25 protein-coding genes and 1 pseudogene are annotated in these 22,125 nt (G+C 52.5%); 15 read left to right on the top strand and 11 right to left on the bottom strand.

Annotation, left to right across the window (positions count from 1 at the left end; all coding sequences use genetic code 11):
- Positions 1-27: 27 nt before the first annotated feature.
- Complete coding sequence (locus tag ATL17_RS14470) at positions 28-447, bottom strand: GFA family protein (protein ID WP_208111218.1); 420 nt, start codon at positions 445-447, stop codon at positions 28-30.
- Between the two features lie 130 nt (positions 448-577).
- On the opposite strand from ATL17_RS14470, the gene ATL17_RS14465 reads away from it, so the two are divergent.
- Positions 578-2,620: a putative bifunctional diguanylate cyclase/phosphodiesterase gene (locus tag ATL17_RS14465; RefSeq protein WP_166639054.1), complete on the top strand. Its 2,043-nt coding sequence runs from the start codon at positions 578-580 to the stop codon at positions 2,618-2,620.
- On the opposite strand, the gene ATL17_RS14460 is transcribed toward ATL17_RS14465, so the two are convergent.
- Entirely contained in the window at positions 2,617-3,231 is a 615-nt protein-coding gene (locus ATL17_RS14460; protein ID WP_133573525.1) for an alpha-ketoglutarate-dependent dioxygenase AlkB, read from the bottom strand. The genes ATL17_RS14465 and ATL17_RS14460 overlap by 4 nt on opposite strands.
- Positions 3,232-3,521: 290 nt before the next feature.
- Here ATL17_RS14460 and dnaK point away from each other — a divergent pair, with 290 nt between their 5' ends.
- From dnaK to ATL17_RS14420, 10 genes and pseudogenes are all read left to right on the top strand, one after another.
- Positions 3,522-5,432 carry a molecular chaperone DnaK gene (dnaK, locus tag ATL17_RS14455; RefSeq protein WP_133573524.1) on the top strand — a complete coding sequence of 637 codons (1,911 nt, stop codon included), beginning with the start codon at positions 3,522-3,524 and terminating at the stop codon, positions 5,430-5,432.
- A gap of 70 nt (positions 5,433-5,502) precedes the next feature.
- Positions 5,503-6,651, top strand: a complete 1,149-nt coding sequence (gene dnaJ / locus ATL17_RS14450; RefSeq protein ID WP_133573523.1) for a molecular chaperone DnaJ — start codon at positions 5,503-5,505, stop codon at positions 6,649-6,651.
- Between the two features lie 78 nt (positions 6,652-6,729).
- Positions 6,730-7,275 carry an NADPH-dependent FMN reductase gene (locus ATL17_RS14445; RefSeq protein ID WP_133573522.1) on the top strand — a complete coding sequence of 182 codons (546 nt, stop codon included), beginning with the start codon at positions 6,730-6,732 and terminating at the stop codon, positions 7,273-7,275.
- A 3-nt stretch (positions 7,276-7,278) separates the two neighbouring features.
- A complete protein-coding gene (locus ATL17_RS17195) occupies positions 7,279-7,632 on the top strand; it encodes a histidine phosphatase family protein (protein WP_342775953.1) in 354 nt (117 codons plus the stop codon).
- Positions 7,633-7,659: 27 nt separating this feature from the next.
- The gene (locus ATL17_RS17190; protein WP_342775952.1) at positions 7,660-7,905 is read left to right on the top strand and encodes a hypothetical protein; all 246 of its coding nucleotides are present in this window, start codon (positions 7,660-7,662) and stop codon (positions 7,903-7,905) included.
- Positions 7,906-8,479: 574 nt separating this feature from the next.
- Positions 8,480-9,175, top strand: a pseudogene (pyrF, locus tag ATL17_RS17130) (orotidine-5'-phosphate decarboxylase); the annotation flags it as partial.
- 6 nt (positions 9,176-9,181) lie between these two features.
- Positions 9,182-9,697 carry a GNAT family N-acetyltransferase gene (locus ATL17_RS17125; RefSeq protein WP_342775962.1) on the top strand — a complete coding sequence of 172 codons (516 nt, stop codon included), beginning with the start codon at positions 9,182-9,184 and terminating at the stop codon, positions 9,695-9,697.
- 66 nt (positions 9,698-9,763) lie between these two features.
- Positions 9,764-10,570: a 4-hydroxy-tetrahydrodipicolinate reductase gene (dapB, locus tag ATL17_RS14430; protein WP_133573520.1), complete on the top strand. Its 807-nt coding sequence runs from the start codon at positions 9,764-9,766 to the stop codon at positions 10,568-10,570.
- A gap of 3 nt (positions 10,571-10,573) precedes the next feature.
- A complete protein-coding gene (locus tag ATL17_RS14425) occupies positions 10,574-11,188 on the top strand; it encodes a 2,3-bisphosphoglycerate-dependent phosphoglycerate mutase (RefSeq protein WP_133573519.1) in 615 nt (204 codons plus the stop codon).
- A 45-nt stretch (positions 11,189-11,233) separates the two neighbouring features.
- Positions 11,234-11,857, top strand: a complete 624-nt coding sequence (locus ATL17_RS14420; RefSeq protein ID WP_133573518.1) for a LysE family translocator — start codon at positions 11,234-11,236, stop codon at positions 11,855-11,857.
- Between the two features lie 198 nt (positions 11,858-12,055).
- Here ATL17_RS14420 and ATL17_RS14415 read toward each other — a convergent pair whose 3' ends face one another.
- Positions 12,056-12,931, bottom strand: coding sequence for a methylated-DNA--[protein]-cysteine S-methyltransferase (locus ATL17_RS14415; RefSeq protein WP_133573517.1), 876 nt, complete (start codon positions 12,929-12,931; stop codon positions 12,056-12,058).
- A 323-nt stretch (positions 12,932-13,254) separates the two neighbouring features.
- The gene (locus ATL17_RS14410) at positions 13,255-13,749 is read right to left on the bottom strand and encodes a DUF2244 domain-containing protein (protein WP_133573516.1); all 495 of its coding nucleotides are present in this window, start codon (positions 13,747-13,749) and stop codon (positions 13,255-13,257) included.
- A 257-nt stretch (positions 13,750-14,006) separates the two neighbouring features.
- Here ATL17_RS14410 and nth point away from each other — a divergent pair, with 257 nt between their 5' ends.
- On the top strand, positions 14,007-14,672 hold the full coding sequence (gene nth / locus ATL17_RS14405; protein ID WP_133573515.1) for an endonuclease III: 666 nt from the start codon (positions 14,007-14,009) through the stop codon (positions 14,670-14,672).
- A 351-nt stretch (positions 14,673-15,023) separates the two neighbouring features.
- Here the strand turns inward: nth and coaA are convergent, their stop codons facing one another.
- Genes coaA through hisB form a run of 7 tightly spaced genes read right to left on the bottom strand, consistent with a single transcriptional unit; the run spans position 15,024 to position 19,518 of the window.
- On the bottom strand, positions 15,024-15,980 hold the full coding sequence (coaA, locus tag ATL17_RS14400) for a type I pantothenate kinase (RefSeq protein WP_133573514.1): 957 nt from the start codon (positions 15,978-15,980) through the stop codon (positions 15,024-15,026).
- A 9-nt stretch (positions 15,981-15,989) separates the two neighbouring features.
- The gene (locus tag ATL17_RS14395) at positions 15,990-16,307 is read right to left on the bottom strand and encodes a phosphoribosyl-ATP diphosphatase (RefSeq protein WP_133573513.1); all 318 of its coding nucleotides are present in this window, start codon (positions 16,305-16,307) and stop codon (positions 15,990-15,992) included.
- Positions 16,308-17,093 carry an imidazole glycerol phosphate synthase subunit HisF gene (gene hisF / locus ATL17_RS14390; RefSeq protein ID WP_133573512.1) on the bottom strand — a complete coding sequence of 262 codons (786 nt, stop codon included), beginning with the start codon at positions 17,091-17,093 and terminating at the stop codon, positions 16,308-16,310.
- The gene (hisA, locus tag ATL17_RS14385) at positions 17,090-17,821 is read right to left on the bottom strand and encodes a 1-(5-phosphoribosyl)-5-[(5-phosphoribosylamino)methylideneamino]imidazole-4-carboxamide isomerase (RefSeq protein ID WP_133573511.1); all 732 of its coding nucleotides are present in this window, start codon (positions 17,819-17,821) and stop codon (positions 17,090-17,092) included. The genes hisF and hisA overlap by 4 nt, the downstream gene beginning before the upstream one ends.
- Positions 17,822-17,833: 12 nt before the next feature.
- Complete coding sequence (gene hisH, locus ATL17_RS14380; protein WP_133573510.1) at positions 17,834-18,481, bottom strand: imidazole glycerol phosphate synthase subunit HisH; 648 nt, start codon at positions 18,479-18,481, stop codon at positions 17,834-17,836.
- The gene (locus tag ATL17_RS14375; protein WP_133573509.1) at positions 18,478-18,921 is read right to left on the bottom strand and encodes a DUF2628 domain-containing protein; all 444 of its coding nucleotides are present in this window, start codon (positions 18,919-18,921) and stop codon (positions 18,478-18,480) included. The genes hisH and ATL17_RS14375 overlap by 4 nt, the downstream gene beginning before the upstream one ends.
- Positions 18,922-18,930: 9 nt before the next feature.
- A complete protein-coding gene (hisB, locus tag ATL17_RS14370; RefSeq protein WP_133573508.1) occupies positions 18,931-19,518 on the bottom strand; it encodes an imidazoleglycerol-phosphate dehydratase HisB in 588 nt (195 codons plus the stop codon).
- A gap of 197 nt (positions 19,519-19,715) precedes the next feature.
- Between hisB and hslV the strand changes: the two genes are divergently transcribed.
- Genes hslV through hslU form a run of 3 tightly spaced genes read left to right on the top strand, consistent with a single transcriptional unit; the run spans position 19,716 to position 22,100 of the window.
- The gene (hslV, locus tag ATL17_RS14365; protein ID WP_133573507.1) at positions 19,716-20,279 is read left to right on the top strand and encodes an ATP-dependent protease subunit HslV; all 564 of its coding nucleotides are present in this window, start codon (positions 19,716-19,718) and stop codon (positions 20,277-20,279) included.
- Entirely contained in the window at positions 20,279-20,770 is a 492-nt protein-coding gene (locus ATL17_RS14360; RefSeq protein ID WP_133573506.1) for a GNAT family N-acetyltransferase, read from the top strand. The genes hslV and ATL17_RS14360 overlap by 1 nt, the downstream gene beginning before the upstream one ends.
- A gap of 19 nt (positions 20,771-20,789) precedes the next feature.
- The gene (gene hslU / locus ATL17_RS14355; protein WP_133573857.1) at positions 20,790-22,100 is read left to right on the top strand and encodes an ATP-dependent protease ATPase subunit HslU; all 1,311 of its coding nucleotides are present in this window, start codon (positions 20,790-20,792) and stop codon (positions 22,098-22,100) included.
- Positions 22,101-22,125: the final 25 nt, after the last annotated feature.

Genomic DNA, 22,125 nt, shown 5'->3' with positions numbered 1-22,125 from the left:
CTGTTTAATGGCGCTTAGGGCAAAGCCTTAAGCGCCATTTTTATTCACCGCTTCAAACACTTGTTTGGCGGTTTTCTTGACGCTTTTTTCGCTTAAAAAGCCTATATAATCTGGCTTGGCATCAGTAAATATTTCTTCTGTAATTTCAAATTCTTGCTGGTCAAACAGGCCAGCAGAATAGATGTAATCCATGCTGCCCACCATGAGGTGATAAAATAGCGTGGTGCCGCAGTTTTTGCAAAAGCCCCGTTCGGCCCAGTCTGACGATTTATATCGACCAATTTGAGCATCGCCTGATGTGCGCAACTCGCTATCGCCATGCACCCCCAGCAAGGGGCCACCACCATTGATTTTGCGGCAGGTGTCACAAAAACACGCTCCAATTTTGGTTGATATGTCCGGCACATTGATCTCCACCGCGCCACACGCGCATTTCCCCATCGCCATGCTACTTCACTCTCCACTTAATTGTTTATTCAGGATATTTTTAATCGCACCCGAACTGCTTGATGTATCTTAACTTAATTTGATCGTGCCGTCTTTTAATATGTCCATACTTATATTTTTAGGACGTTCCATGAAGATCAATTGGAAAAGCAAAAAACTCTATCTAGCGGTCGGGGTGACGGCAATTGCCGCCATTGCCGCGTGCATCTATGCCATGTCGACCATTCTCAACCACATGCTGCTCGAAGATGCGCGCGCTGATGGTGTGGCCTGGGCGGACAATGCGGCGACGCAAACGCACCAGATTGAGCGATTGCTGGAGAGTGAAGCCAATTTTTCTTTGACCGAACGTATCTTGCGACAACTCCGCGATGTGGGGAACATTTATTCGGTTCAGTTTATCTCGCCAACTGGCGAAGTTAGATTTGAAGCCAACCAATTCCATGCCGAAGAAACCGCTGGCTTAGTCGCAGATCATGAACATGACGATCACTGGACTGAGGGGGGTACTCAGTTTGTTGAGGCGCTTGTTGGGCCACATATGCATGTGGATGGCACCTTCCACCAAAATCTCGTGCACACTTTAAGCGTTGATCTTGCAAGCCACACAGTGCGGTTGGGCACAGGTGATGGGCACCGTGAACCGCTTCATTTTGCCGAGGTGAACCACCCGGTGCTGAAAGATGGAATTTTGCAATATGCCTTGCGGGTGCGGGTGGACCAAACCGAACGCTTTATATTGTTTCAAACCGCCATTTGGGAAATTTCGCTTTTGCTCGGCGCGACGGCACTGTTTGTGGTTGGCGTACCTGCCTATCTGAGCGTACGTTCGCGCAAAGAAGCCGATTTGGCGGATCAGCGCGCCCATTATTTGGCTAAACATGACTCCATGACCGGCTTGGACAATCGAAACAATTTTTTGACCAAGCTCGAATATTCCTGCAACAACAGCCAGCGCGGCGGCGAAAAGCTTGCCCTGATTGCCATTGATGTGGATGGTTTTAAAGAAATCAATGATGGCTATGGCCATGATGTGGGTGACGAGTTGCTGGTGCAATTTTCGGCACAGCTTAAATATGAATGCGAGGATTTCCGTTCAATTGCTCGGATCGGCGGGGACGAATTTGCCTGCTATACGCGGTTTGATGATGAAGCCGAAATGCGCGACTTTATTGACAATTTGCAAAAAGCACTGTCGCACCCCTATGAGATTAAAGATCACAATTTGATCGCCACCGTAAGCGTTGGCGCGGCGTTTTATCCCACAGACGCCAAAGACGTGACGGACTTGATGAAAAAGGCCGATATTGCGCTTTATGCGGCAAAAACTGACGGACGCAATGGGCATGCTATTTTCGATCAAGCCATGGAACAGGATATTGCGGATCGGCGGGTGCTTGAAGCCCTTATCCGGCATGCCACACAACATCATTCTTTCGATCTATATTTTCAGCCGCTTTATTGCGGGCGTCGGCACGAGCCATGTGGTTTTGAAGCGCTGATGCGCTTGCAGGATCAATCTGGCCAGTTTGTTTCACCTGAGAAGTTTATCCCCATCGCGGAAGAAATGGGGATTATGGAGGAACTGGGCGAAGCGATTTTGCAAAAGGCTGCCACTGCAGCGATGAAATGGCCTTCCCATTTGCGCTTGGCGGTTAATCTGTCGGCTGTGCAGTTTGAAAGCGGCTCGCTGATTGAGCGGGTGAAGGCGGTGCTTGCCAGAACTGGCCTACCCGCAGATCGGCTTGAGCTGGAAATCACTGAAAGCCTGCTGATGCAAAACACCAAACGCAATTTGCGCCAGCTTAATGAGATTAAGGCATTGGGTGTTTCGATTGCCATGGATGATTTTGGGACCGGCTATTCTTCACTTGGATATTTGTGGCAATTCCCGTTTGATAAAATCAAAATTGACCGTTCTTTCCTTGGCGGCGATGAAAACAGCAATGAAAAGGCGATGCAGGTTATCTCCACCATCATTGCCCTCGGCCATTCGCTTGAAATGCATGTCACCGCTGAAGGCGTGGAAACTGAAAGCCAAGTGGCCATGCTCAACAAGCTGGAATGTGATCAGTTACAAGGGTTCTATCTCGGCCGCCCAACGCCGGAAGCCGAATTATCCAAATATTGGGACGATGAAGAACAGGACAAATCTGCGCTTGAGGCTGTTTAAAACGCCGTCACACGCCGCAATGTGAGATTAATGCGACCGCCCTCCGGGAAATGCGCTGGATAGGCTGACAATAATGGTGAGCTTTGCGGCAGCACCCGGTCAATGCCGTGATAGGCCAAGCGGCTTTCCCCTTGCAGCAAAATAATGTCTCCTGACGATAATTCGAAACTTGAGGTTTTATCTTTTCGGGTTTGCCCGCCCAAGCGGAATCGCGCCCGATCGCCCAAGGAAATGGACATGACCGGCGCCTCAAATGTCTCTTCATCACGGTCCTGATGCAGCCCCATTTTGGCGCTGGTGACGTAATAATTGACCAAACAGGCTTCTGGCGGCACTGGGCATTGAGTTAAATCTGCCCAAAGATCCAACACTTTTTGCGGCATTTGCGGCCAATTTTGCCCGGTTTCGGGATGTGTTGGCTGGTAACGATAGCCACCATCCTTGTCGGCCACCCAGCCCAAAGGCCCCAAATTGGTCATGCGCACAGAGAAGGCTTTGCCCGTACGCGGCATACGCGGCACAAAAAATGGCGCTTGATCAATTGCCTCAACCAATTGAGACAAAAGCTCTTTTTGCTCAAGTGATGAAAGTTGACCCGGAAAAAGTTTCATTTTTATCGCTCCCACCATCGCTTTTTGCGTCAATAGACGTTATATAGCCGCGGCTAAATTTTCGGGGACAGATTTTTCTGTCATTGAATCGAGATAAAGCGCCTAGAAATTTTTTAAATTTTCTCCGCTATGCGCTTGAAGCAGGCATAAGGCCTTCTTATATGTCGATCAATACCAAGGGGCGTGCGGCGGCGCGTTCCAAATCTTAAGGGACCCGAGCGGCGAAACGCCGGTTTAAGACTGCTGGAAACGGGGTCAGACAAGGGTCTGCCAACAAAGAGGTTGAATAAATGGGTAAAGTAATTGGGATTGACCTTGGGACCACCAACTCATGCATTGCCGTGATGGATGGTTCTGAGCCAAAAGTAGTTGAAAATGCGGAAGGCGCCCGCACCACCCCTTCCATGGTGGGTTTCACAGAAAATGAGCGCCTTGTTGGTCAGCCGGCGAAACGCCAGGCCGTAACCAACCCAGAAAATACGCTTTTTGCGATTAAACGCCTGATCGGTCGTCGGTTCGATGATCCGATGGTGGAAAAAGACAAAAAGCTTGTGCCTTACAAAATCGTGAAAGCCGACAATGGCGATGCGTGGGTGGAAGCCAATGGCGAAAAGCACTCTCCATCACAAGTGTCTGCTATGATCCTTCAAAAAATGAAGGAAACAGCTGAAAGCTATTTGGGTGAAAATGTAACCCAAGCGGTGATCACTGTGCCGGCTTACTTTAACGATAGCCAGCGTCAGGCCACAAAAGATGCCGGTAAGATTGCCGGTTTGGAAGTTTTGCGGATCATCAACGAGCCAACAGCAGCAGCGCTTGCCTATGGCTTGGACAAAAAAGAAGCAGGCACCATTGCGGTTTATGACCTTGGTGGTGGTACCTTCGATATTTCGATCCTTGAAATTGGCGATGGCGTTTTTGAAGTAAAATCCACCAATGGTGACACCTTCTTGGGTGGTGAAGATTTTGACATGCGCTTGGTCGATTATTTGGCCGACGAGTTCAAAAACGAAAATGGCATTGATTTGCGTGGCGACAAGCTGGCTTTGCAGCGCTTGAAAGAAGCTGCTGAAAAAGCAAAAATCGAATTGTCATCTTCAACCCAGACCGAAGTGAACTTGCCATTTATCACGGCTGACCAATCTGGTCCAAAGCACCTTCAGTTGAAACTGACACGTGCCAAGCTTGAGCAATTGGTTGCTGAATTGGTGAAACGCACCATTGATCCTTGTAAAGCTGCATTGAAAGATGCGGGCATTACTGCGGGTGAAATTGACGAAGTTGTTTTGGTTGGCGGTATGACCCGTATGCCAAAAATCCAGGAAACTGTGAAAGAATTCTTCGGCAAAGAGCCTCATAAGGGTGTGAACCCTGACGAAGTTGTTGCGATGGGTGCAGCCATTCAGGCTGGCGTGTTGCAAGGCGACGTGAAAGACGTGTTGTTGCTTGACGTAACCCCATTGTCTTTGGGCATTGAAACTTTGGGCGGCGTGTTCACTCGGTTGATCGACCGGAACACAACTATTCCGACCAAGAAAAGCCAAGTGTTCTCAACTGCGGAAGACAATCAGTCTGCTGTGACCATTCGGGTTTCACAAGGTGAGCGCGAAATGGCTGCTGACAACAAGTTGCTCGGCCAGTTCGACTTGGTGGGCATTCCACCTGCACCACGCGGTGTGCCTCAAGTTGAAGTGACCTTCGACATTGATGCCAACGGCATTGTGAATGTGTCTGCGAAAGACAAAGGCACAGGAAAAGAACAGCAAATCCGTATTCAGGCTTCTGGCGGTCTTTCTGATGATGAGATCGACAAGATGGTCAAGGATGCGGAAGCCAACGCGGATGCCGATAAGAAGCGTCGCGAGTCTGTGGAAGCGAAAAACCAGGCGGAAGCTTTGGTGCACTCAACTGAGAGCTCGCTTTCAGAGCATGGCGACAAGCTTGATGACGAAACCAAATCAGCCATCGAAGATGCTTTGGCTGACTTGAAATCAGCGCTTGAAGGCGATGATGCGGAAGTGATCAAAGAGAAAACTTCCGCCCTTGCTCAAAGCTCCATGAAACTTGGTGAGGCGATGTATCAAGCCTCACAAGAAGATGATGGCGACCAAGACGACGCCAGCGACGACAATGTTGATGATGTTGTTGACGCGGACTTTGAAGAGGTCAAAGACGACGAAGACGACAAAAAGTCTTCATAACACCTCTTACGCACAAATGGCGGGTTCAGCCTGACGCTGGGCCCGCCATCAATCTTGGAGCATAAGCGCCATGGAAAAACGCGACTTTTACGAGGTTTTGGGTGTCGACAAATCCGTCGATGACAAGGCCCTCAAGTCAGCTTACCGCAAATTGGCCATGAAATTTCACCCGGACCGCAACCCGGGCGATGCCGAAGCGGAAGCAAAATTCAAAGAAATTTCTGAAGCCTATGACACGCTGAAGGACGCGCAAAAGCGCGCGGCGTATGACCGCTTCGGTCATGCAGCCTTTCAAAATGGCGGTGGTGGCGCGGGCGCCCATGGATTTGGCGCCGACTTTTCGTCCTCCATGTCCGACATTTTTGAAGATATTTTCGGCGATTTTATGGGCGGCGGTGGCCAACGGCGTGGCCGCAACTCACAATTGCGCGGTTCAGACCTGCGCTACAATCTCGAAATTGATCTGGAAGAGGCCTTTGAAGGCCGCACCGTGGAAATTGACGTGCCCACCATGGCCGAATGCGACACCTGTTCAGGGTCTGGCGCAAAACCGGGCACCGGCTTTTCCACCTGTGGCACCTGTTCTGGCCATGGCAAAGTGCGCGCGGCACAGGGCTTTTTCACCATTGAGCGCACCTGCCCGCAATGTCACGGTCGCGGTGAAACAATGGACCAACCTTGCACAGATTGTTCTGGCCAAGGGCGGCGGCAGGAAAACCGCAATCTGAGCGTAGATGTGCCCAAAGGCATTGAAGATGGCACCCGCATTCGCCTTTCTGGCGAAGGGGAAGCTGGCATGCGCGGCGGCCCTTCTGGCGATCTTTATATTTTTATTTCCATTCGCCCGCACGAACTGTTCCAGCGCGATGGTGCGGACCTGTTCTGCCGTGTGCCCATTTCCATGACCACAGCGGCCTTGGGTGGTGAATTTGAAGTGCCGGGACTGGATGGCAGCCGCGCCCGCGTGAAAGTGCCACATGGCACGCAGGCAGGCCAACGCGTGCGCCTGAAAGGCAAGGGCATGCCCGTGCTCCGCGCGTCGCAAATTGGCGATATGTATATTCAGATGGATGTGGAGACGCCGCAAAATCTAAGCAAGCGCCAACGCGAACTGCTTGAGGAGTTTGCCGAATTGTCCACCAAAGACAATAATCCGTCCTCCAATGGGTTCTTTTCCAAAATCAAAAGCCTTTTTGAAGGCATTGCTGACGGCAAATAAAAAGAAAAAACTTATTAAAAGGCTTGACGCAAGCGTTCTGATGGGTTTGTTTGCCGCCAGTTAGGAAGAGAGATCATTATGGCTAAGTTTTTGGCGGTTTCCGGGTCCATTCGGCAAGGTTCATATAATGTGGAGCTGGCGCACTATATGGTGCGCCGCGCACAGGAAAAGGGATGGGATGCAGAATATATCGATTTGCATGACTATCCGATGCCCCTGTTCAATGAGGACTTAGAGCAGAGCGAAAAGCCTGAATGTGCGTTAGAGCTGGCCAAACGTTTTGCCGAGGCAGATGCCGTATTTTTGGCGACGCCAGAATATAATGGCTCTGTGACCCCGATTTTGAAAAACACGATCGACTGGCTGACCCGTCAGGGCCAGGGCGCCTTTTCCCATGCGATCTTTGGCATTGGCTCCGTCTCCTCCGGCGCATTGGCTGGCGTGATGGCCCTTTCGCATATGCGCGATATTCTGTCGAAACTCAGCGCCTTAATGGCGCCTACCCCCTTGGGTATTGGCATGGGCGCAACGGCCTTTAATGAAGAAGGCGAAATTGCCGACCCGCGCATCAAAGCCCGGGCTGATAAATTGGTGGATGAACTGACCAGCATCAAGCGGGGATAGAGGTTGACCTCTTTATATCTGACCCATCCTGAAGTTGTGATTGACCCTCATTTGGACGTGACCAAATGGGGGCTTTCTTTTACTGGGCGCACGCGGATTGAAGCCGCCGTTGATCGGGGCATCTTTGACGATATCGAAATGATCATTTCCAGCGACGAGCAAAAGGCCATTGATGCGGCAACGCTTATTGGCGACCATCTCAGCCTGCAATTTCAAACCGATCCGCGCTGTGGCGAAAATGATCGGTCTGCCACCGGCTTTTTACCAAAAGATGAGTTTGAAGCCGTCGCCACCCAGTTTTTCGCGCATCCAACCCAGTCCATTCGTGGCTGGAAACGCGCCATTGACGCGCAATAGCGAATAGTTGACGCCGTAAACGACCATATGAAGATGGCGGCTGACCAGCATATTCTGTTTGTCGGGCACGGGGCCGTTGGCACTTTGCTCAAATGCCATGTGGCCCAACGCCCCATTTCACGTGAGGAAGATCAACATCATCTCGGCGCCCCCGGCGGCGGCAACATTTTTGCTTTTCACTGGACAGAAAAGCGCCTCGTTAGTGATTGGGTGGCGTTGGAGGAATGGGCCGATCCGCAACCGCTACATGGATTACCGGATCAAGTCCGGTAATGACGTGGGAGTGTTTTTTACGTGCACGGTCGAATAGCATCATATTCTCTCGTACCGGGAGGCTAGGCACCTAACCTCCGGCTAGGCGGCGTAAAGCCTGAAAATTGCGAGCTCCTCGCGCCGCTCGTCTACTCTTCTCCTCGTGAGGTTATCCTAGAAGCTTCTACCCCGTCTAAGGGCGCGCCAGACCTGATCCTGGGTCAAACAACGTACCTAATTGAGCAAGGTACCCACTTCACACTCTGGCGTCATTGCAAGACTTGATCTTGCAATCCATTTGAGGGCAACAGCGAAGCACCTAAATGATGGTGCAATGCCGCATCCTCCGATCACATCAAAGCGACCCTACCTTGTGTCCAGCGTGAAATGGCCCCCAAGATCAAGTCTTGGGGTGACGTTGGTGGGGAGGAAAGGGTAGACAAAACGCTGGCGTGGGGCACCAATCGGCGGGGGTGCCGGGGACGGGAGCGAAGCGAGCGGTGGCGGCAAAATAAAGATCCGCATTAAAACTTGCCGTTTTCCCCGAACTGTGCGATGCAACAACTCCGACGCCACTAGCCGCCGGAGCCCACAAATGAGCAATGCGACCCCCCAATTGATCACCGCCCTTGATGTGCCGACCCGTAAGGAAGCAGAGGCGTTGGTGGAGCGGATGGATGATCGTGGGGTGTTTTTTAAAATTGGCTATCAGTTGATTTATGGCGGCGACGGGCTGGGCCTTGCGCGGGAACTGAAACGCGCGGGCAAAAAGATCTTTATGGATGTGAAGTTGCTCGATATTCCCAACACGGTGGAAAAGGGCGTGGCAGGCCTCGCCGAGCTGGGCGCGGACTTTGTAACCATCCACGCCGAACCCCATTGCATGGCAGCCGCGAAACGCGCGGTGGAAGGCACCGACACCAAATTGCTAGGCGTGACGGTGATGACCTCGCTGGATGATGAAGATTTGAAAGCATCTGGCTATGCTTATGGCGTGAGCGATTTGGTGGCGCGGCGGGCCAAGCAAGCGACTGAACTCGGCATTGACGGGGTGATTTGCTCGGCGCAGGAAATTGAAATGGTGCGCAACTTATCGGGCGGCAAGCTGATGGCGGTGACGCCTGGCATTCGCCCTAAAGGCAGCGCCGCAGACGACCAGAAACGTATTTTCACGCCCTATCAAGCCATTGAAGCAGGCGCGGCGCACCTTGTGGTGGGACGCCCTGTTTGTAAGGCCGATGATCCGTTTGCCGCAGCGGGTGCCATCAATGATGAAATTCATGCGGCCAATGATGCGGTGACCCATATCCGTCCCGCGGACCCGGAAGATGCGGCCACATTGTCTGAGATCGATCATGACGCCACCAAGCGTTTCGACAATATGGGCGGCGCGTATGCCGCAGCGAATTTGACGGGACTGTCGGCAGAAATTTATGCCGAAAATCTGCGCAAGAATGAATTGTTCTGGCTTATTGAGCATCGCGACTTGCCTGTTGGTTTTGTCCGCGCTCGACCAGTGGATGATTTGCTTTACATCGCCGAAATCTGTGTCGCCCGCGCCCATCAGGGCAAAGGGTTGGGCCGTCGCCTGCTCGCCCATATGCGCCAATATGCGCGGGAAAATGACTTTAAGGGATTGGCGGGCCTCACTTGGAAGCATGTGCCCTTCAATGGACCTTATTATCTCCATAATGGCTTTCATGAATGTTCACTTAGCGATGCGGGCCCAGAATTGCGGGCCATCGCCACTAGCGAAGATGAGCAAAAATTGAACGCCATTGGCGAGCGGATGATTTTTGGCGAACTGTTTTAGGCCTCTTCCCCTTTCCACCACCCCATTTTCTGGCTATCAAAGGGCCAGCAATGGAGAAGGTCTTTCATGAACGATCTTAAAATATTGATTTTGGGTGCTGGCGGCCGCATGGGGGGTGCCAATATTCGCGCCATTCATGCCACCAAAGGCGCCGTGCTAAGCGCCGCCGTGGAGCGCGCTGGCAGCCCACATTTGGGCAAGGATGCGGCGCAATTGGCCGGGTTGGAACCGCAGGGCGTTTTGATCAGCGATGATTTGGACGCAGCGATTGCCGAAAGTGACGCGATCATCGATTTTACCGCCCCGCAAGTTTCGATTGATGTGGCCAAGCGGGCGAAAGGCAAAATTCATGTGGTGGGCACCACCGGCTGGACCGCGGAACAGGATGCCGAAATTGAAGCTCAGGCTGGCCATCTCACCTTGGTGAAATCTGGTAATATGTCGTTGGGCGTTAATTTGCTGGCAGCGCTGGTGGAAAAAGCGGCGCGGGCCTTGCCCAAAAGCTTTGATATTGAAGTATTGGAAATGCATCACCGGATGAAGGTGGACGCCCCTTCCGGCACCGCTTTGCTGCTGGGGGAAGCCGCTGCCAAGGGTCGCGATGTTGATTTGGCCGAACAGGCCGTGCGCACCCGCGATGGCATCACTGGGGAACGCGAGGAAGGCACAATTGGTTTTGCCACGCTTCGCGGCGGCACGGTGACTGGTGAGCATGATGTGATTTTTGCGGGCGAAAAAGAGCGGATTAAATTGGGGCATATTGCCGAAGACCGTTCGGTTTTTGCGCAAGGTGCTATTCACGCTGCCCTTTGGGCGAAAGACAAGCCCGCTGGGCTTTATTCAATGATAGATGTTTTGGGATTAGAGGAATAAATCATGGATCGTAGATTGATTTTGGTGCGTCACGGCCAAAGCGAATGGAACTTGAAAAACCTGTTCACCGGCTGGAAAAACCCGGGCCTCACCGACAAAGGCATTGAAGAAGCCAAAGAAGCTGGCAAATTGCTGAAATCGCGCGGCTATGAGATCGAAATTTGTTACACCTCAGCTCTAAAGCGCGCCCAGCATACGCTTGATTTAATGCTTGAAGAAATGGGCATCACCAATATGACCATTATCCGCAATCAGGATTTGAATGAGCGCGATTATGGCGATTTGGCCGGGCTGAACAAAGATGACGCGCGGGAAAAATGGGGCGACGAGCAGGTGCATATTTGGCGCCGTTCCTACGACACTCCGCCTCCGGGTGGCGAAAGCCTCAAGGACACAGCAGACCGCGTGTTGCCTTATTATAAGCGCGAGATTGAGCCCCGCGTTTTGGATGGTGGCACGATTTTGGTGGCTGCGCACGGCAACTCGCTGCGGGCTTTGGTGATGGCGCTTGAAGGCCTGTCGCCAGAAGAAATTTTGAAACGCGAAATCGCCACGGGTAAGCCGATCATTTACGATCTGGATGAAAATGGCAAAGTGCTGAACGTGGAAAATATCTAATGTAAGAGAGCCCCGAATGGGGCTCTTTTTTTAAGGAGTTGGCCAATGAGCTTGGAGCTTTGGTTGGCGTTTATTGCCACTTACAGCCTGATTTCCATAGTGCCCGGCCCTAGCGTGCTAATGGTGGTTTCGCAAGCGCTCAATAATGGACGTCGTGCGGCGCTTTATTGCGTCGCGGGAGACATTGTTGGCGGTTTTGTCATCATCGCGCTGGCGCTTTTGGGCGTTGGTACATTGCTAGCCACTTCTGCGCTCTTGTTTCAAATTGTGAAATGGTGCGGCGTTTTCTATCTCGCTTATCTTGGCATTCAACAAATTTGCGCCGCGCGGCAGCTGGCCCCAATGGATGTTCAGCCACAGGCCAGCCAACAAAGCCTGTTTGAAAGCCTGCGGGCCGGATTTTTTGTTGGCGTGCTAAACCCGAAAGCGATCATGTTTTACGTGTCGTTCCTAGCGCAGTTTTGGGACCCGAACGGCAATACGACCACCCAATTTTTTATTCTCATCGCCACGTCAACGGTGATTGTTGGTGTTGTTTTGGGCGGCTATGCCCTGCTCGCAGTGCAGGCCCAACGGTTTTTCCAAAGCATAAAAGCGCGACGTCGTTTAGGATATGCTTCGGGTACTGCTATGCTTGGCGGTAGCATTTGGGTTTCGGCTACGCGTTAGATTTTTACTCAAGGTTGGGCAGTGTTTGGCTCATGATCTTCCCCTCTGTGGTCGTCCCGGCCCTGAGCCGGGACCAAGTATCGCGCAAGAGAGTTGGCCCCGGATCAAGTCCGGGGCGGCTCGTTGGGTGGAGAAATGTCAGCGACAATATCATTAGGGGGTTAGAGTGGACTAACGCTGCATCGAACAGCCACGATATCAAATAGAATTTTTTTCCAATTGCCCGGCTTCCCAGCCCAGCATGGCTTTTTTGCGGGTCAGGCCCCAATGATAGCCTGTGAGGGCAGCGTTTTTGCCGATCACGCGGTGGCAGGGCACGACAAAGGAAATGGGGTTACGGCCAACCGCCGCGCCTACCGCGCGGGCGGCTTTTGGGGATCCAACCTCTTCAGCGATTGCGCCATATGAATTGGCTTCCCCCGGCTTGATTTTCAAAAGGGTTTGCCACACACGCACTTCAAAATCAGTGCCGATCATCGCCACGCGAATGGGCTGATCTTGCTGCCATTGATGGGGCAGAAACACCCGGTCAGCCCAATGCGCGGTTTCAGCTTGGTTATGAATATAGGTGGCTTTGGGCCAGCGCGACTGCATGTCGGCCAGCGCAACCTGCTCCTTTCCAGCATCGGCAAAGGCAAGGCCTGCCAGGCCATAATCTGTGATCATCAATAATGCTTGCCCAAAGGGCGATGGATGAAAGCCGTAGCGAATTTCCAGACCCTCGCCCTTGGCTTTGTAAAAGCCCGGCGGCATCGCTTCATGGGTTACGAACAAATCATATAGGCGCGCGGGCGAGGACAAGCCCAGTTCCAATGACGCGTCAAAAATCGGCAAGTCTGCTTTGAGCATTTGGCGCGCACGGTCGAGCGTGATGCAATGGGAAAAGGCTTTCGGTGTTAGCCCGGCCCAGCGACGAAATAGGTCAGTCAATTGCCGCTGCGTCATGCCCAAGTCGGCAGCGATGCGGTCAATCTGATGCTCGTCAGCCGGGGTTTCGTGCAATTGCTCGACAACCTGCCGCACAATTTCATAGTCAGAAGCGCAAATTTCTAGCTGATGCATGTTTTGATCCATTTTCAAGCTCCTGCATTTGAACGTGAAGCTCAATATAGTGCAAGATGGATTTGGGGATCGACCCGGTTTTGACGTTATTACGCGCCGCCGTCGTTCGCTACGCTCACTACCCCGGCACCCCCGCCAATTGGTGCCTCGCTTTTATGCTGTGGCGGGCTTTACACCAACCCCTCACGTCATTACCGGATTTGATCCGGTAATCCATGTAGCGGCGGCTATGCGAAAACACTTATGTTGCACAACTTCACCCATGCTGCTTGGCCCCCGGATCAAGTCCGGGGTGACGCGTTAGGGAGCACCAACACTTCTACGCCCAAAAACTCCTACCGCTTCGCGCGCGAAAGCTCTTGTCCGAAGGTGCGAGCGAAGCTGGTTTTGTCGGCAGGGTTGAGGAATTCGCCCAGGGCGATGCGCTGTTGTTTGGCGATCAGGTGGAGGCTATCGACCTCATCTTCCGCATTCAGTTTGGTGACCAAGCGCGCCCAAAATGGATTGAGCTCAAACTCTTTGATCCGGCCTTTAATATCTACTTTGCGGATGCGGATGGCATCGGGCCAAAGGCCGACTTCTTCATATTGTTTTTCGCCCTGTTTAGATCGGGTGAGCGCCCAATAGAGCAGTAAAATATCCAGGCCCATAAAGCCCACAATCGGCCAAGCGCCCATTAGAAAGAAGGTGAGGCCGGGAATAAGTGCCAAGACGCCCGCAATGATGGTCACCACCAGAATGCCGCGCTCGCTTAGAGAGCGGTGTGGCCGCAGGGTGGCTCGAAACAGGGGCGGGTCTAACTGGTCATCAAATTGGTGATCGGCAGACATTTGCGCTTTTCATTCCTTTTTGATCATGGCCTATTGGGCCACATCTGCCCATTCTACATCGCATATTTATGCAACGGTTGGAATGCGGCCATTGGATGCCCTTCGAGTTGGCCAGAAAGCCAAAATCTGCTGCATAATCCAACCTTGAATATGTCGTGCATGTCCTGCGGTTGTATTATTTGCATCTTTAGCCTTTCTAACCAGCAGAATTGGACTAAATTGGGCAGACTTGACCCAACCACGCGCAAGAGGACCCAATGGCTCAACGGACACGACTGACGAAACAAACGATAAATGACATGTTCGCCAAATTTGAGGCGAACAATCCGCATCCTGAAGGGGAATTGGATTATGTCAATATCTTCACCCTGTTGGTGGCGGTGGTCCTCTCCGCGCAGGCAACGGATGCAGGGGTGAACAAAGCCACAAAGGCCCTGTTTGAAGTCGCCGATACGCCTGAGAAAATGTACGCCTTGGGCGAGGACAAAATCCGCGATTACATCAAGACCATCGGGCTTTATCGCAACAAGGCGAAGAATGTTTATGCTTTATGTAAGGCATTGATTGAGCAGCATAATAGCGAAGTGCCGGAAGACCGCGAGGCACTTGAGGCGCTGCCTGGCGTCGGACGGAAAACCGCGAATGTGGTGCTGAATATTGGGTTTGGGCACCCGACCATCGCCGTGGATACCCACCTTTTCCGCATCGCCAACCGCACTGGATTAGCCCCAGGCAAAAATGTGCTGGCGGTTGAAAAACTGTTGCTGAAAGTCATTCCAAAAGACCATTTGCTAAATGCTCACCACTGGCTGATTTTGCATGGCCGCTATATTTGCAAAGCACGCAAGCCGGAGTGTTATCACTGCATTATTGTCGATGAATGCAAGTTCAAGGACAAGGTGATGGAGGCGGGGAAGAAGTAGTTTTTGTGCGCGCCTTCGTTTGCTGCGCTCACTTTCCCAAGTCTTTTTTGCCGCCACCAGTCGCTACGCACCCGTCCCCGACACCCCCGGCTCTTTTTTCGTGCCGCCGTCGCTCACTCCGTTCGCTACCCCGGCACCCCCGCCAATTGGTGCCTCACTTTGGTGTTGTGCAGGGGATCGCCCCACCCACTCACGTCATTGCCGGACTTGATCCGGTAATCTATGTAGCGGTTGAGGTTTGGCATAACGCCACTTATGCCGTGCAGCTGCATACATGCTGCTTGGCCCCCGGATCAGGTCCGGGGTGACGTTGGTGGGGTTAGGATAGGTCGTGCACTGGCCCGACACCCACTACAATTTTCGCAATTGTACCTTGTTGATCGCGTGGTCGGCGCCTTTGGTGAGGACGAGGTCGGCGCGGCCGCGGGTGGGGAGGATATTTTCTTGCAAATTGGGCAAGTTGATCTGTTCCCAAATGGAAGCGGCGAGTTTTTTGGCTTCTTCAATGCTCAGCTTGGAGAATTGGTGGAAAAAGCTTTGCGGGTCTTTAAAGGCTGTTTCGCGCAATTGCAGAAAGCGTTCCACATACCATTGGCGCAAATGGGGTTCTTCCGCATCGATATAGATGGAAAAATCAATAAAATCAGACGCGAACAGGATGGGGCGGCCATCGCGGGGTAAATCGCCGGGCTGCAGGATATTAAGGCCCTCAACAATTAAGATATTTGGGCGGTCGACAACGATTTCTTCGCCTTTCACCACATCATAAACAAGGTGCGAATAGGTGGGGGCTTTGACGTTGGGCTTACCCGCTTTGATCGAGGCCAGAAATTTCAAGAAAGCTGGGCGATCATAGCTCTCGGGAAAACCCTTCTTTTCCATCAAGCCGCGCTTTTCCAATTCCGCGTTGGGCAGCAAAAACCCATCGGTGGTGACCAAATCAACCTTCGGAGAGGATGGCCAGCGCTGCATCAAGGCATGCAGAATACGGGCTGTGGTGGATTTGCCGACAGAAACTGATCCGGCAACGCCAATAATAAAGGGCGTTTTGTCGCCATTTTGCTGCAAGAATTTGCCTGCAGCGCTGTGCAGGCCCTGAACCGCTTCCACATAATAGGCCAGCAACCGCGTCATCGGCAGATAGACTTGTTGCGCTTCTTCTAGCGAGATCGGATCATTGAGCGCGCGCAGGCGCTTCAGATCGTCCAAATCCAAGGTCATGGGTTCGCCATGGCGCAGGGCGGCCCATTGTTCGGTGGTGAATTCGTGATAGGGGGACAGTTCTGGCCCCAAAGATAGCGGATTCATGTTTCCCCCCTATTCGGCGCGACTGGCCTTTTCCTCTAGCCCGGATTGCCCGGTGCGTTCGGCCAGCACCGATTCGACCTCTTCAAGGCTGATATTGTGGGCTTTGAGCACCACAAGTAAATGATACAAAAGGTCAGCACTTTCGGCCTTCAGCTCGTCGCGGTCACCTTGAATGGCGGCGATTACGGTTTCCACCGCCTCTTCGCCCAATTTTTTGGCCGCGCGTTCGCCGCCATTGGCCAAAAGCTGGGCGGTGTAGGATTTTTCTGCCGAGGCAGTGGCCTTTTGCGCGATGATCGCTTCCAGCGCTTTTAAGTCAAAGCTCATTTACGCCTCCTCATCCAACCGCACGGGCACGCCCTGCTCCGCCATATAGCGCTTGGCTTCGCCAATAGAATAGGTGCCAAAGTGGAAAATAGAAGCAGCCAACACCGCACTGGCATGGCCGATTTTCACGCCATCCACCAAATGGTCCAAATTGCCCACGCCACCAGAGGCGACAACGGGCACGCTCACCGCATCAGCGATGGTGCGCGTCAATTCTAGATCGAAGCCAATTTTGGTGCCGTCGCGGTCCATTGACGTGACCAGCAGCTCGCCCGCGCCGCGCTTGACCATATCGGTGGCAAATTCAACCGCATCAATGCCCGTGGCATTGCGGCCACCATGAGTGAAGATTTCCCAGCGTGGGGTTTCACCCTCTTTATGTGCCGCCTTTGCGTCAACCGAGACGACAATGCATTGGTCGCCAAATTTATCGGCGGCGCGGTTGATAAAATCCGGGTCGCGCACCGCGGCGGAATTGATGGAGACTTTATCGGCACCTGAAAGCAGCAGCTTGCGAATGTCCTCTACCGCGCGAATGCCACCGCCCACGGTGACGGGCATAAAGCAATGTTCTGCCGTGCGGGCCACGACGTCAAAAATCGTATCACGCTCCTCATGGCTGGCGGTAATGTCCAAAAAGCACAATTCGTCGGCCCCGGCGGCGTCATAGGCGATGGCGGCTTCTACCGGGTCGCCTGCATCCACCAGATCGACAAAATTGACGCCTTTAACGACACGGCCGTCTTTGACATCAAGACAGGGAATGAGGCGGGTTTTAAGGGTCATTCTACCCTCGCTAATTTTTCAAGTGCTGCGGGCACATCAATGCGACCATCGTAGAGGGCGCGGCCGGAGATGGCGCCTTCGAGTACCTGCATTTCAGGCTCGGTCATCATCTCAATATCGTCCATCGAGGCCAAGCCGCCAGAAGCGATCACCGGGATGGTGGTGGCTTTGGCCAATTCCAATGTCGCGTCCCAATTGATGCCGGTGAGGATGCCATCGCGGTCAATATCGGTGAAGATGATCGCGGCAACGCCTGCACCTTCAAATTTTTGCGCCAGTTCGATGACATCCAATTCAGACGTTTCGGCCCAACCTTCCACGGCGACTTTGCCGCCCCGGGCATCAATGCCCACAGCAATTTTGCCGGGATAAAGCTCGCACGCCTTATAGACCAAATCCGGATCGCGCACGGCGATGGTGCCGAGAATGACGCGGCTGAGGCCACGATCAAGCCAGGCTTTGATGTGATCGAGTGTGCGAATACCACCGCCCAATTGCACGGGCATATCGACCTGTTGGATGATTTTTTCCACCGGATCGCCATTGACGCTTTCACCTGCAAAGGCGCCATTGAGATCGACCATATGCAGATATTTAAAGCCTTGCGCATGGAATTGCTGGGCTTGGTCCACCGGGTCATCATTAAAGATGGTGGCCTTATCCATATCGCCTTTTTGCAGGCGTACACATTTGCCGTCTTTCAAATCAATGGCGGGAAAAAGGATCATCAATTCGTCTTTCTAGATTTTCCAATTGAGGAAATTTTCGATCATGGTCAGGCCCACCGCTTGCGATTTTTCCGGGTGGAACTGGCTGGCGACAATGTTATCGCGGCCTATGGCGGCCACATGGGTGCCGCCATAATCAAAAGTAGCGATCACATGGGACGGATCTTCGGTCAAATAGTGATAGGAATGCACAAAATAGGCGTGCGGATGGCCAGCCATATGGTCAAACACAGGATGCGGACGCACAAGATTGAGGTTGTTCCACCCCATATGCGGCACTTTTAATGTTTCATCATTTGGGGCCAAAAACTCTACGGTGCCAGGAATCCAGCCCAAACCTTCACTGGTTTGCTTTTCCAAACCCTTGGTGGCCAAAAGCTGCATACCAACGCAAATGCCCAAAAACGGTTTTGCCTTTTTGTTGGCGTGCTCATCCAGTGCGTCCACCATGCCGTCCAGCGCAAACACGGCATTGCGGCAATCGGCGAATGCGCCCACGCCGGGCAGCAAAATCCGGTCGGCCGCCTGCACATCTTCCACCTTGTTCGACACAAGGACCTCAAAGCTGCCATTGGCTGATTTTGCCGCGCGTTCCACTGCCTTATGGGCGGACTTCAAATTGCCTGCGCCATAATCGACAATCACAAATTTTTCGCTCATAGAACAGAAGTCTCCGGGCGTTCAGCGCTGAGGAAAGGCGAGCTGGACTGTGGTGCGGGTTCTGGCTTGTTTTTTTGCGCAAAAACCCGCGTGGCCATATAGCGATAGGCGGCATCATCATGGGTTGCAGCGGGCACCATGGCCTTCAGCACAAAGCCTTTGCGTTCCAGAAAACGCCCCCGAATGGAGCCTGCCTCAAACCCGATGAGCAGCGCCACCAGAATGCCGATCCACCAAGATGCATCTTCACCCACAAAAAAGGTCACAAAGCCCAAGATAAAGGCCACGCCCACATAGGCGAGCAATTCGAGCCACATCAAATGCACAAGACACCAAATGGGGGTTAGAATGGCCGCAAACCATGAGAATTTGTCGGCCACAATTTCCAGCTCTTCTTCGCCACCTTCAACTGCTTTTTCGTAAATTGAATATAGCCGCATGGGAAATTCCTATAGCGCGCCCTTGGTTGAAGGGATGCGCCCTTCAAGCTTGGGATCAATTTCAACTGCCTCACGCAGCGCGCGGGCCAGGGCTTTAAAGCAGCTTTCAGCGATGTGGTGATTGTTGCTGCCATATTCATTGCGCACATGCAGGGTGATGCCTGCATTCATGGCGAAGGCCTGGAACCATTCTTGAAACAGTTCCGTATCCATATCGCCCACCTTGTCGCGGGAAAATTCAACCTGCCACACCAAGAAGGGCCGGCCAGAAATATCCAGCGCCACACGAGACAGGGCTTCATCCATCGGCAAATCGCACGAGGCATAGCGGCGAATGCCCTTTTTGTCGCCCAGCGCGTCTTTCACCGCTTGGCCGAGGGCAATGCCCACATCTTCGGCCGTATGGTGCATATCAATGTGCAAATCGCCTTTGGCCTTAATGGTGATGTCCATCAAACCGTGGCGGGCAATTTGATCCAGCATATGATCCAAAAAGCCGATTCCGGTTTCAATTTTGGCGGTGCCTTGACCGTCCAAATTCACTTCAACCTGAATATCGGTTTCGTTGGTTTTGCGAGAAATTTTTGCACTGCGCATAAAAACGCCCCTCAGATGATCTATGTTTGGCATCGCTAAAAGCCCGTCAAATCGGGCAACGCGGCCAATTTTCCCCTTCCTCTTATCAGGTTGAATCGAAATGGGAAAGGTCGACAAAGGGCCAAAAGGTTGCCCCACTATGATTGTAATCATCATCGAAGTTCTTAAATATGAGGCTGCGATAACGGAGACGATATATGCAAAATCAACAACAAGGTTCTGCCGGTTGGCGGGGAACCACTATTTTGACCGTGCGCAAAGGCAACAAAGTTGTTGTTGCTGGTGACGGTCAAGTTTCACTCGGCCCAACTGTTATTAAACATGGCGCGCGTAAAGTACGGCGCTTGGCAGGCGGCAAAGTGATCACCGGATTTGCGGGCGCAACTGCAGATGCCTTCACGCTATTTGAGCGCCTGGAAGCCAAATTAGAGCAATATCCCGATCAATTGATGCGCGCTTGCGTGGAATTGGCCAAAGATTGGCGGACCGACCGCTATCTGCGCCGTTTGGAAGCCATGATGATTGTGGCCGACAAAAAGGACAGCTTGGTTTTAACCGGCACGGGCGACGTGCTTTCCCCCGATAGTGGGGTGATGGGCATTGGCTCGGGCGGCAATTATGCATTGGCGGCGGCCAGCGCGTTGATGGACACAGATTATGACGCGGAAGAGATTGCCCGTCGGTCCATGAAAATTGCGGCTGAGATTTGCGTTTACACCAATGAGAGCTTGACCGTTGAAACCATTGATTTGGACGATTGATGGTTGATATTCGCCGCTTAGCGCCTGCGGATGCGGAAATTTTTCGTGAAATCCGCATCGAAGGCTTTCGCAACCACCCAACTGCTTTTGGTTCGGGCTTGGCCAATGTGATTGACCAACCCCTGAGCTTTTTCGAAAGTTGGCTTTCTGATTTAAATACCTATGGGGCGTTTGATGACAATGAGTTGGTGGCGGTGGCGGCTTTTGCCCAAGGCAAAGGTGCTAATGTGCACCACACGGCAAGTTTGATTGCGGTTTATGCCCGCCCGCAAGCGCGGGGCAAGGGCATTATGGGGCGCATGGTGGAGATCATGTGCCAAGATGCCAAACAAGAGGGCATTGAGCAGATGTCTCTGTGTGTGGTGACCGATAATCAAGCGGCGATAAAGACTTATCTCAAATTGGGGTTTGAGCGCTACGGCCTGGCCCGCAAGGCCATCAAATATGATGGCCAATATTATGATGAAGATTTGATGGTGCGCTTTTTGTAAGGCACCGGAAGGAAAAATGATGAGTGAATTGAGTTTTTCTCCTCGTGAGATCGTTTCTGAATTGGACCGCTATATTGTGGGCCAAAAAGATGCCAAACGCGCCGTGGCCGTGGCCCTGCGCAATCGCTGGCGGCGGCAACAGCTGGACGCAGAAATGCGACAGGAAGTAAGCCCCAAAAACATCCTTATGATCGGGCCAACTGGCGTTGGCAAAACCGAAATTTCCCGCCGCCTGGCCCGGTTGGCGCAAGCGCCGTTTGTGAAGGTGGAAGCCACCAAATTCACCGAAGTGGGCTATGTGGGCCGCGATGTGGAGCAGATTGTGCGCGATCTGGTGGAAGCCGGCATTGGGCTTTTGAAAGAGAAGAAGCGCAAAGAAGTGCAAGCCAAAGCGCATTTGAAAGCGGAAGACCGGGTGTTGGACGCTTTGGTGGGCAAATCTGCCAGCCCGTCCACCCGCGACAGCTATCGGCAAAAGCTGCGCAATAATGAGCTGGACGACAAAGAGATCGAAATTGAAGTGTCAGCCGCGCAAGGCTCAAACATGTTTGATATTCCCGGCATGCCCGGGGCGCAAATGGGCATGATTGACCTCAGCGATATGTTGGGCAAAGCCTTCAACCAAAAAGGTGTGAAGCGCACGGTTAAAGTGGTCGACAGCTATGAATTGCTGATCAATGAAGAAGCTGACAAGCTGCTGGATCAGGACAAGATTGTTGCCGAAGCAATTGAGCTGGTGGAAAATCACGGCATTGTTTTCCTCGACGAGATCGATAAAATTTGCGTGAAAGATGGCCGTTCCGGCGGCGAAGTAAGCCGCGAAGGCGTGCAACGCGATTTGCTGCCGCTGATTGAGGGTACCACCGTGTCTACCAAACATGGTCCGGTGAAAACAGATCATATTCTGTTTATCGCTTCTGGCGCTTTCCATGTGGCCAAACCGTCAGATTTGCTGCCGGAATTGCAAGGTCGCTTGCCGATCCGGGTAGAACTACGTGCCCTCACCCATGAGGATTTTGTACGGATTTTGAATGACACGGATGCCAGCTTGATCAAGCAATATGTGGCGCTGATGAACACAGAAGGCGTGACGCTTGATTTTAAAGATGATGCGATTGATGCCATTGCGCAATTGGCTGTGGCCATCAATGCGAAGGTGGAAAATATTGGCGCCCGGCGATTGCAGACTGTGATGGAAAAATTGCTGGAAGATATTTCATTCGATGCGCCAGATAAAAATGGCGAAACCATCGAAATTGACGGCGATTATGTCCGCAAAGCGGTGGGCGAACTGGCCGAAGATACAGACCTCAGTCGGTTTATCCTTTAAAATGATCAGCGGGGCGACAAGCCCC

Source organism: Maritalea mobilis (assembly GCF_004363175.1).
GTDB lineage: Bacteria > Pseudomonadota > Alphaproteobacteria > Rhizobiales > Devosiaceae > Maritalea > Maritalea mobilis.
Note: the sequence above shows the minus strand (reverse complement) of the source record. Positions and strands in the feature narration are given on the sequence as shown.

Excerpts from the sequence above, each read along its gene's own strand:
- ATL17_RS14415 (WP_133573517.1), bottom strand. The coding sequence starts at position 12,931 with ATGGATCAAAACATGCATCAGCTAGAAATTTGCGCTTCTGACTATGAA.
- ATL17_RS14460 (WP_133573525.1), bottom strand. The coding sequence starts at position 3,231 with ATGAAACTTTTTCCGGGTCAACTTTCATCACTTGAGCAAAAAGAGCTT.
- hisF (WP_133573512.1), bottom strand. The coding sequence starts at position 17,093 with ATGACCCTTAAAACCCGCCTCATTCCCTGTCTTGATGTCAAAGACGGC.
- ATL17_RS14410 (WP_133573516.1), bottom strand. The coding sequence starts at position 13,749 with ATGTCTGCCGATCACCAATTTGATGACCAGTTAGACCCGCCCCTGTTT.
- hisH (WP_133573510.1), bottom strand. The coding sequence starts at position 18,481 with ATGAGCGAAAAATTTGTGATTGTCGATTATGGCGCAGGCAATTTGAAG.
- coaA (WP_133573514.1), bottom strand. The coding sequence starts at position 15,980 with ATGAATCCGCTATCTTTGGGGCCAGAACTGTCCCCCTATCACGAATTC.
- hslU (WP_133573857.1), top strand. The coding sequence starts at position 20,790 with ATGAGTGAATTGAGTTTTTCTCCTCGTGAGATCGTTTCTGAATTGGAC.
- ATL17_RS14360 (WP_133573506.1), top strand. The coding sequence starts at position 20,279 with ATGGTTGATATTCGCCGCTTAGCGCCTGCGGATGCGGAAATTTTTCGT.
- ATL17_RS17190 (WP_342775952.1), top strand. The coding sequence starts at position 7,660 with ATGAAGATGGCGGCTGACCAGCATATTCTGTTTGTCGGGCACGGGGCC.
- dapB (WP_133573520.1), top strand. The coding sequence starts at position 9,764 with ATGAACGATCTTAAAATATTGATTTTGGGTGCTGGCGGCCGCATGGGG.
- ATL17_RS14395 (WP_133573513.1), bottom strand. The coding sequence starts at position 16,307 with ATGAGCTTTGACTTAAAAGCGCTGGAAGCGATCATCGCGCAAAAGGCC.
- ATL17_RS14470 (WP_208111218.1), bottom strand. The coding sequence starts at position 447 with ATGGCGATGGGGAAATGCGCGTGTGGCGCGGTGGAGATCAATGTGCCG.
- ATL17_RS14420 (WP_133573518.1), top strand. The coding sequence starts at position 11,234 with ATGAGCTTGGAGCTTTGGTTGGCGTTTATTGCCACTTACAGCCTGATT.
- dnaK (WP_133573524.1), top strand. The coding sequence starts at position 3,522 with ATGGGTAAAGTAATTGGGATTGACCTTGGGACCACCAACTCATGCATT.
- hisB (WP_133573508.1), bottom strand. The coding sequence starts at position 19,518 with ATGCGCAGTGCAAAAATTTCTCGCAAAACCAACGAAACCGATATTCAG.
- ATL17_RS14425 (WP_133573519.1), top strand. The coding sequence starts at position 10,574 with ATGGATCGTAGATTGATTTTGGTGCGTCACGGCCAAAGCGAATGGAAC.
- hslV (WP_133573507.1), top strand. The coding sequence starts at position 19,716 with ATGCAAAATCAACAACAAGGTTCTGCCGGTTGGCGGGGAACCACTATT.
- ATL17_RS14465 (WP_166639054.1), top strand. The coding sequence starts at position 578 with ATGAAGATCAATTGGAAAAGCAAAAAACTCTATCTAGCGGTCGGGGTG.
- nth (WP_133573515.1), top strand. The coding sequence starts at position 14,007 with ATGGCTCAACGGACACGACTGACGAAACAAACGATAAATGACATGTTC.
- ATL17_RS14375 (WP_133573509.1), bottom strand. The coding sequence starts at position 18,921 with ATGCGGCTATATTCAATTTACGAAAAAGCAGTTGAAGGTGGCGAAGAA.
- ATL17_RS14445 (WP_133573522.1), top strand. The coding sequence starts at position 6,730 with ATGGCTAAGTTTTTGGCGGTTTCCGGGTCCATTCGGCAAGGTTCATAT.
- dnaJ (WP_133573523.1), top strand. The coding sequence starts at position 5,503 with ATGGAAAAACGCGACTTTTACGAGGTTTTGGGTGTCGACAAATCCGTC.
- hisA (WP_133573511.1), bottom strand. The coding sequence starts at position 17,821 with ATGATCCTTTTTCCCGCCATTGATTTGAAAGACGGCAAATGTGTACGC.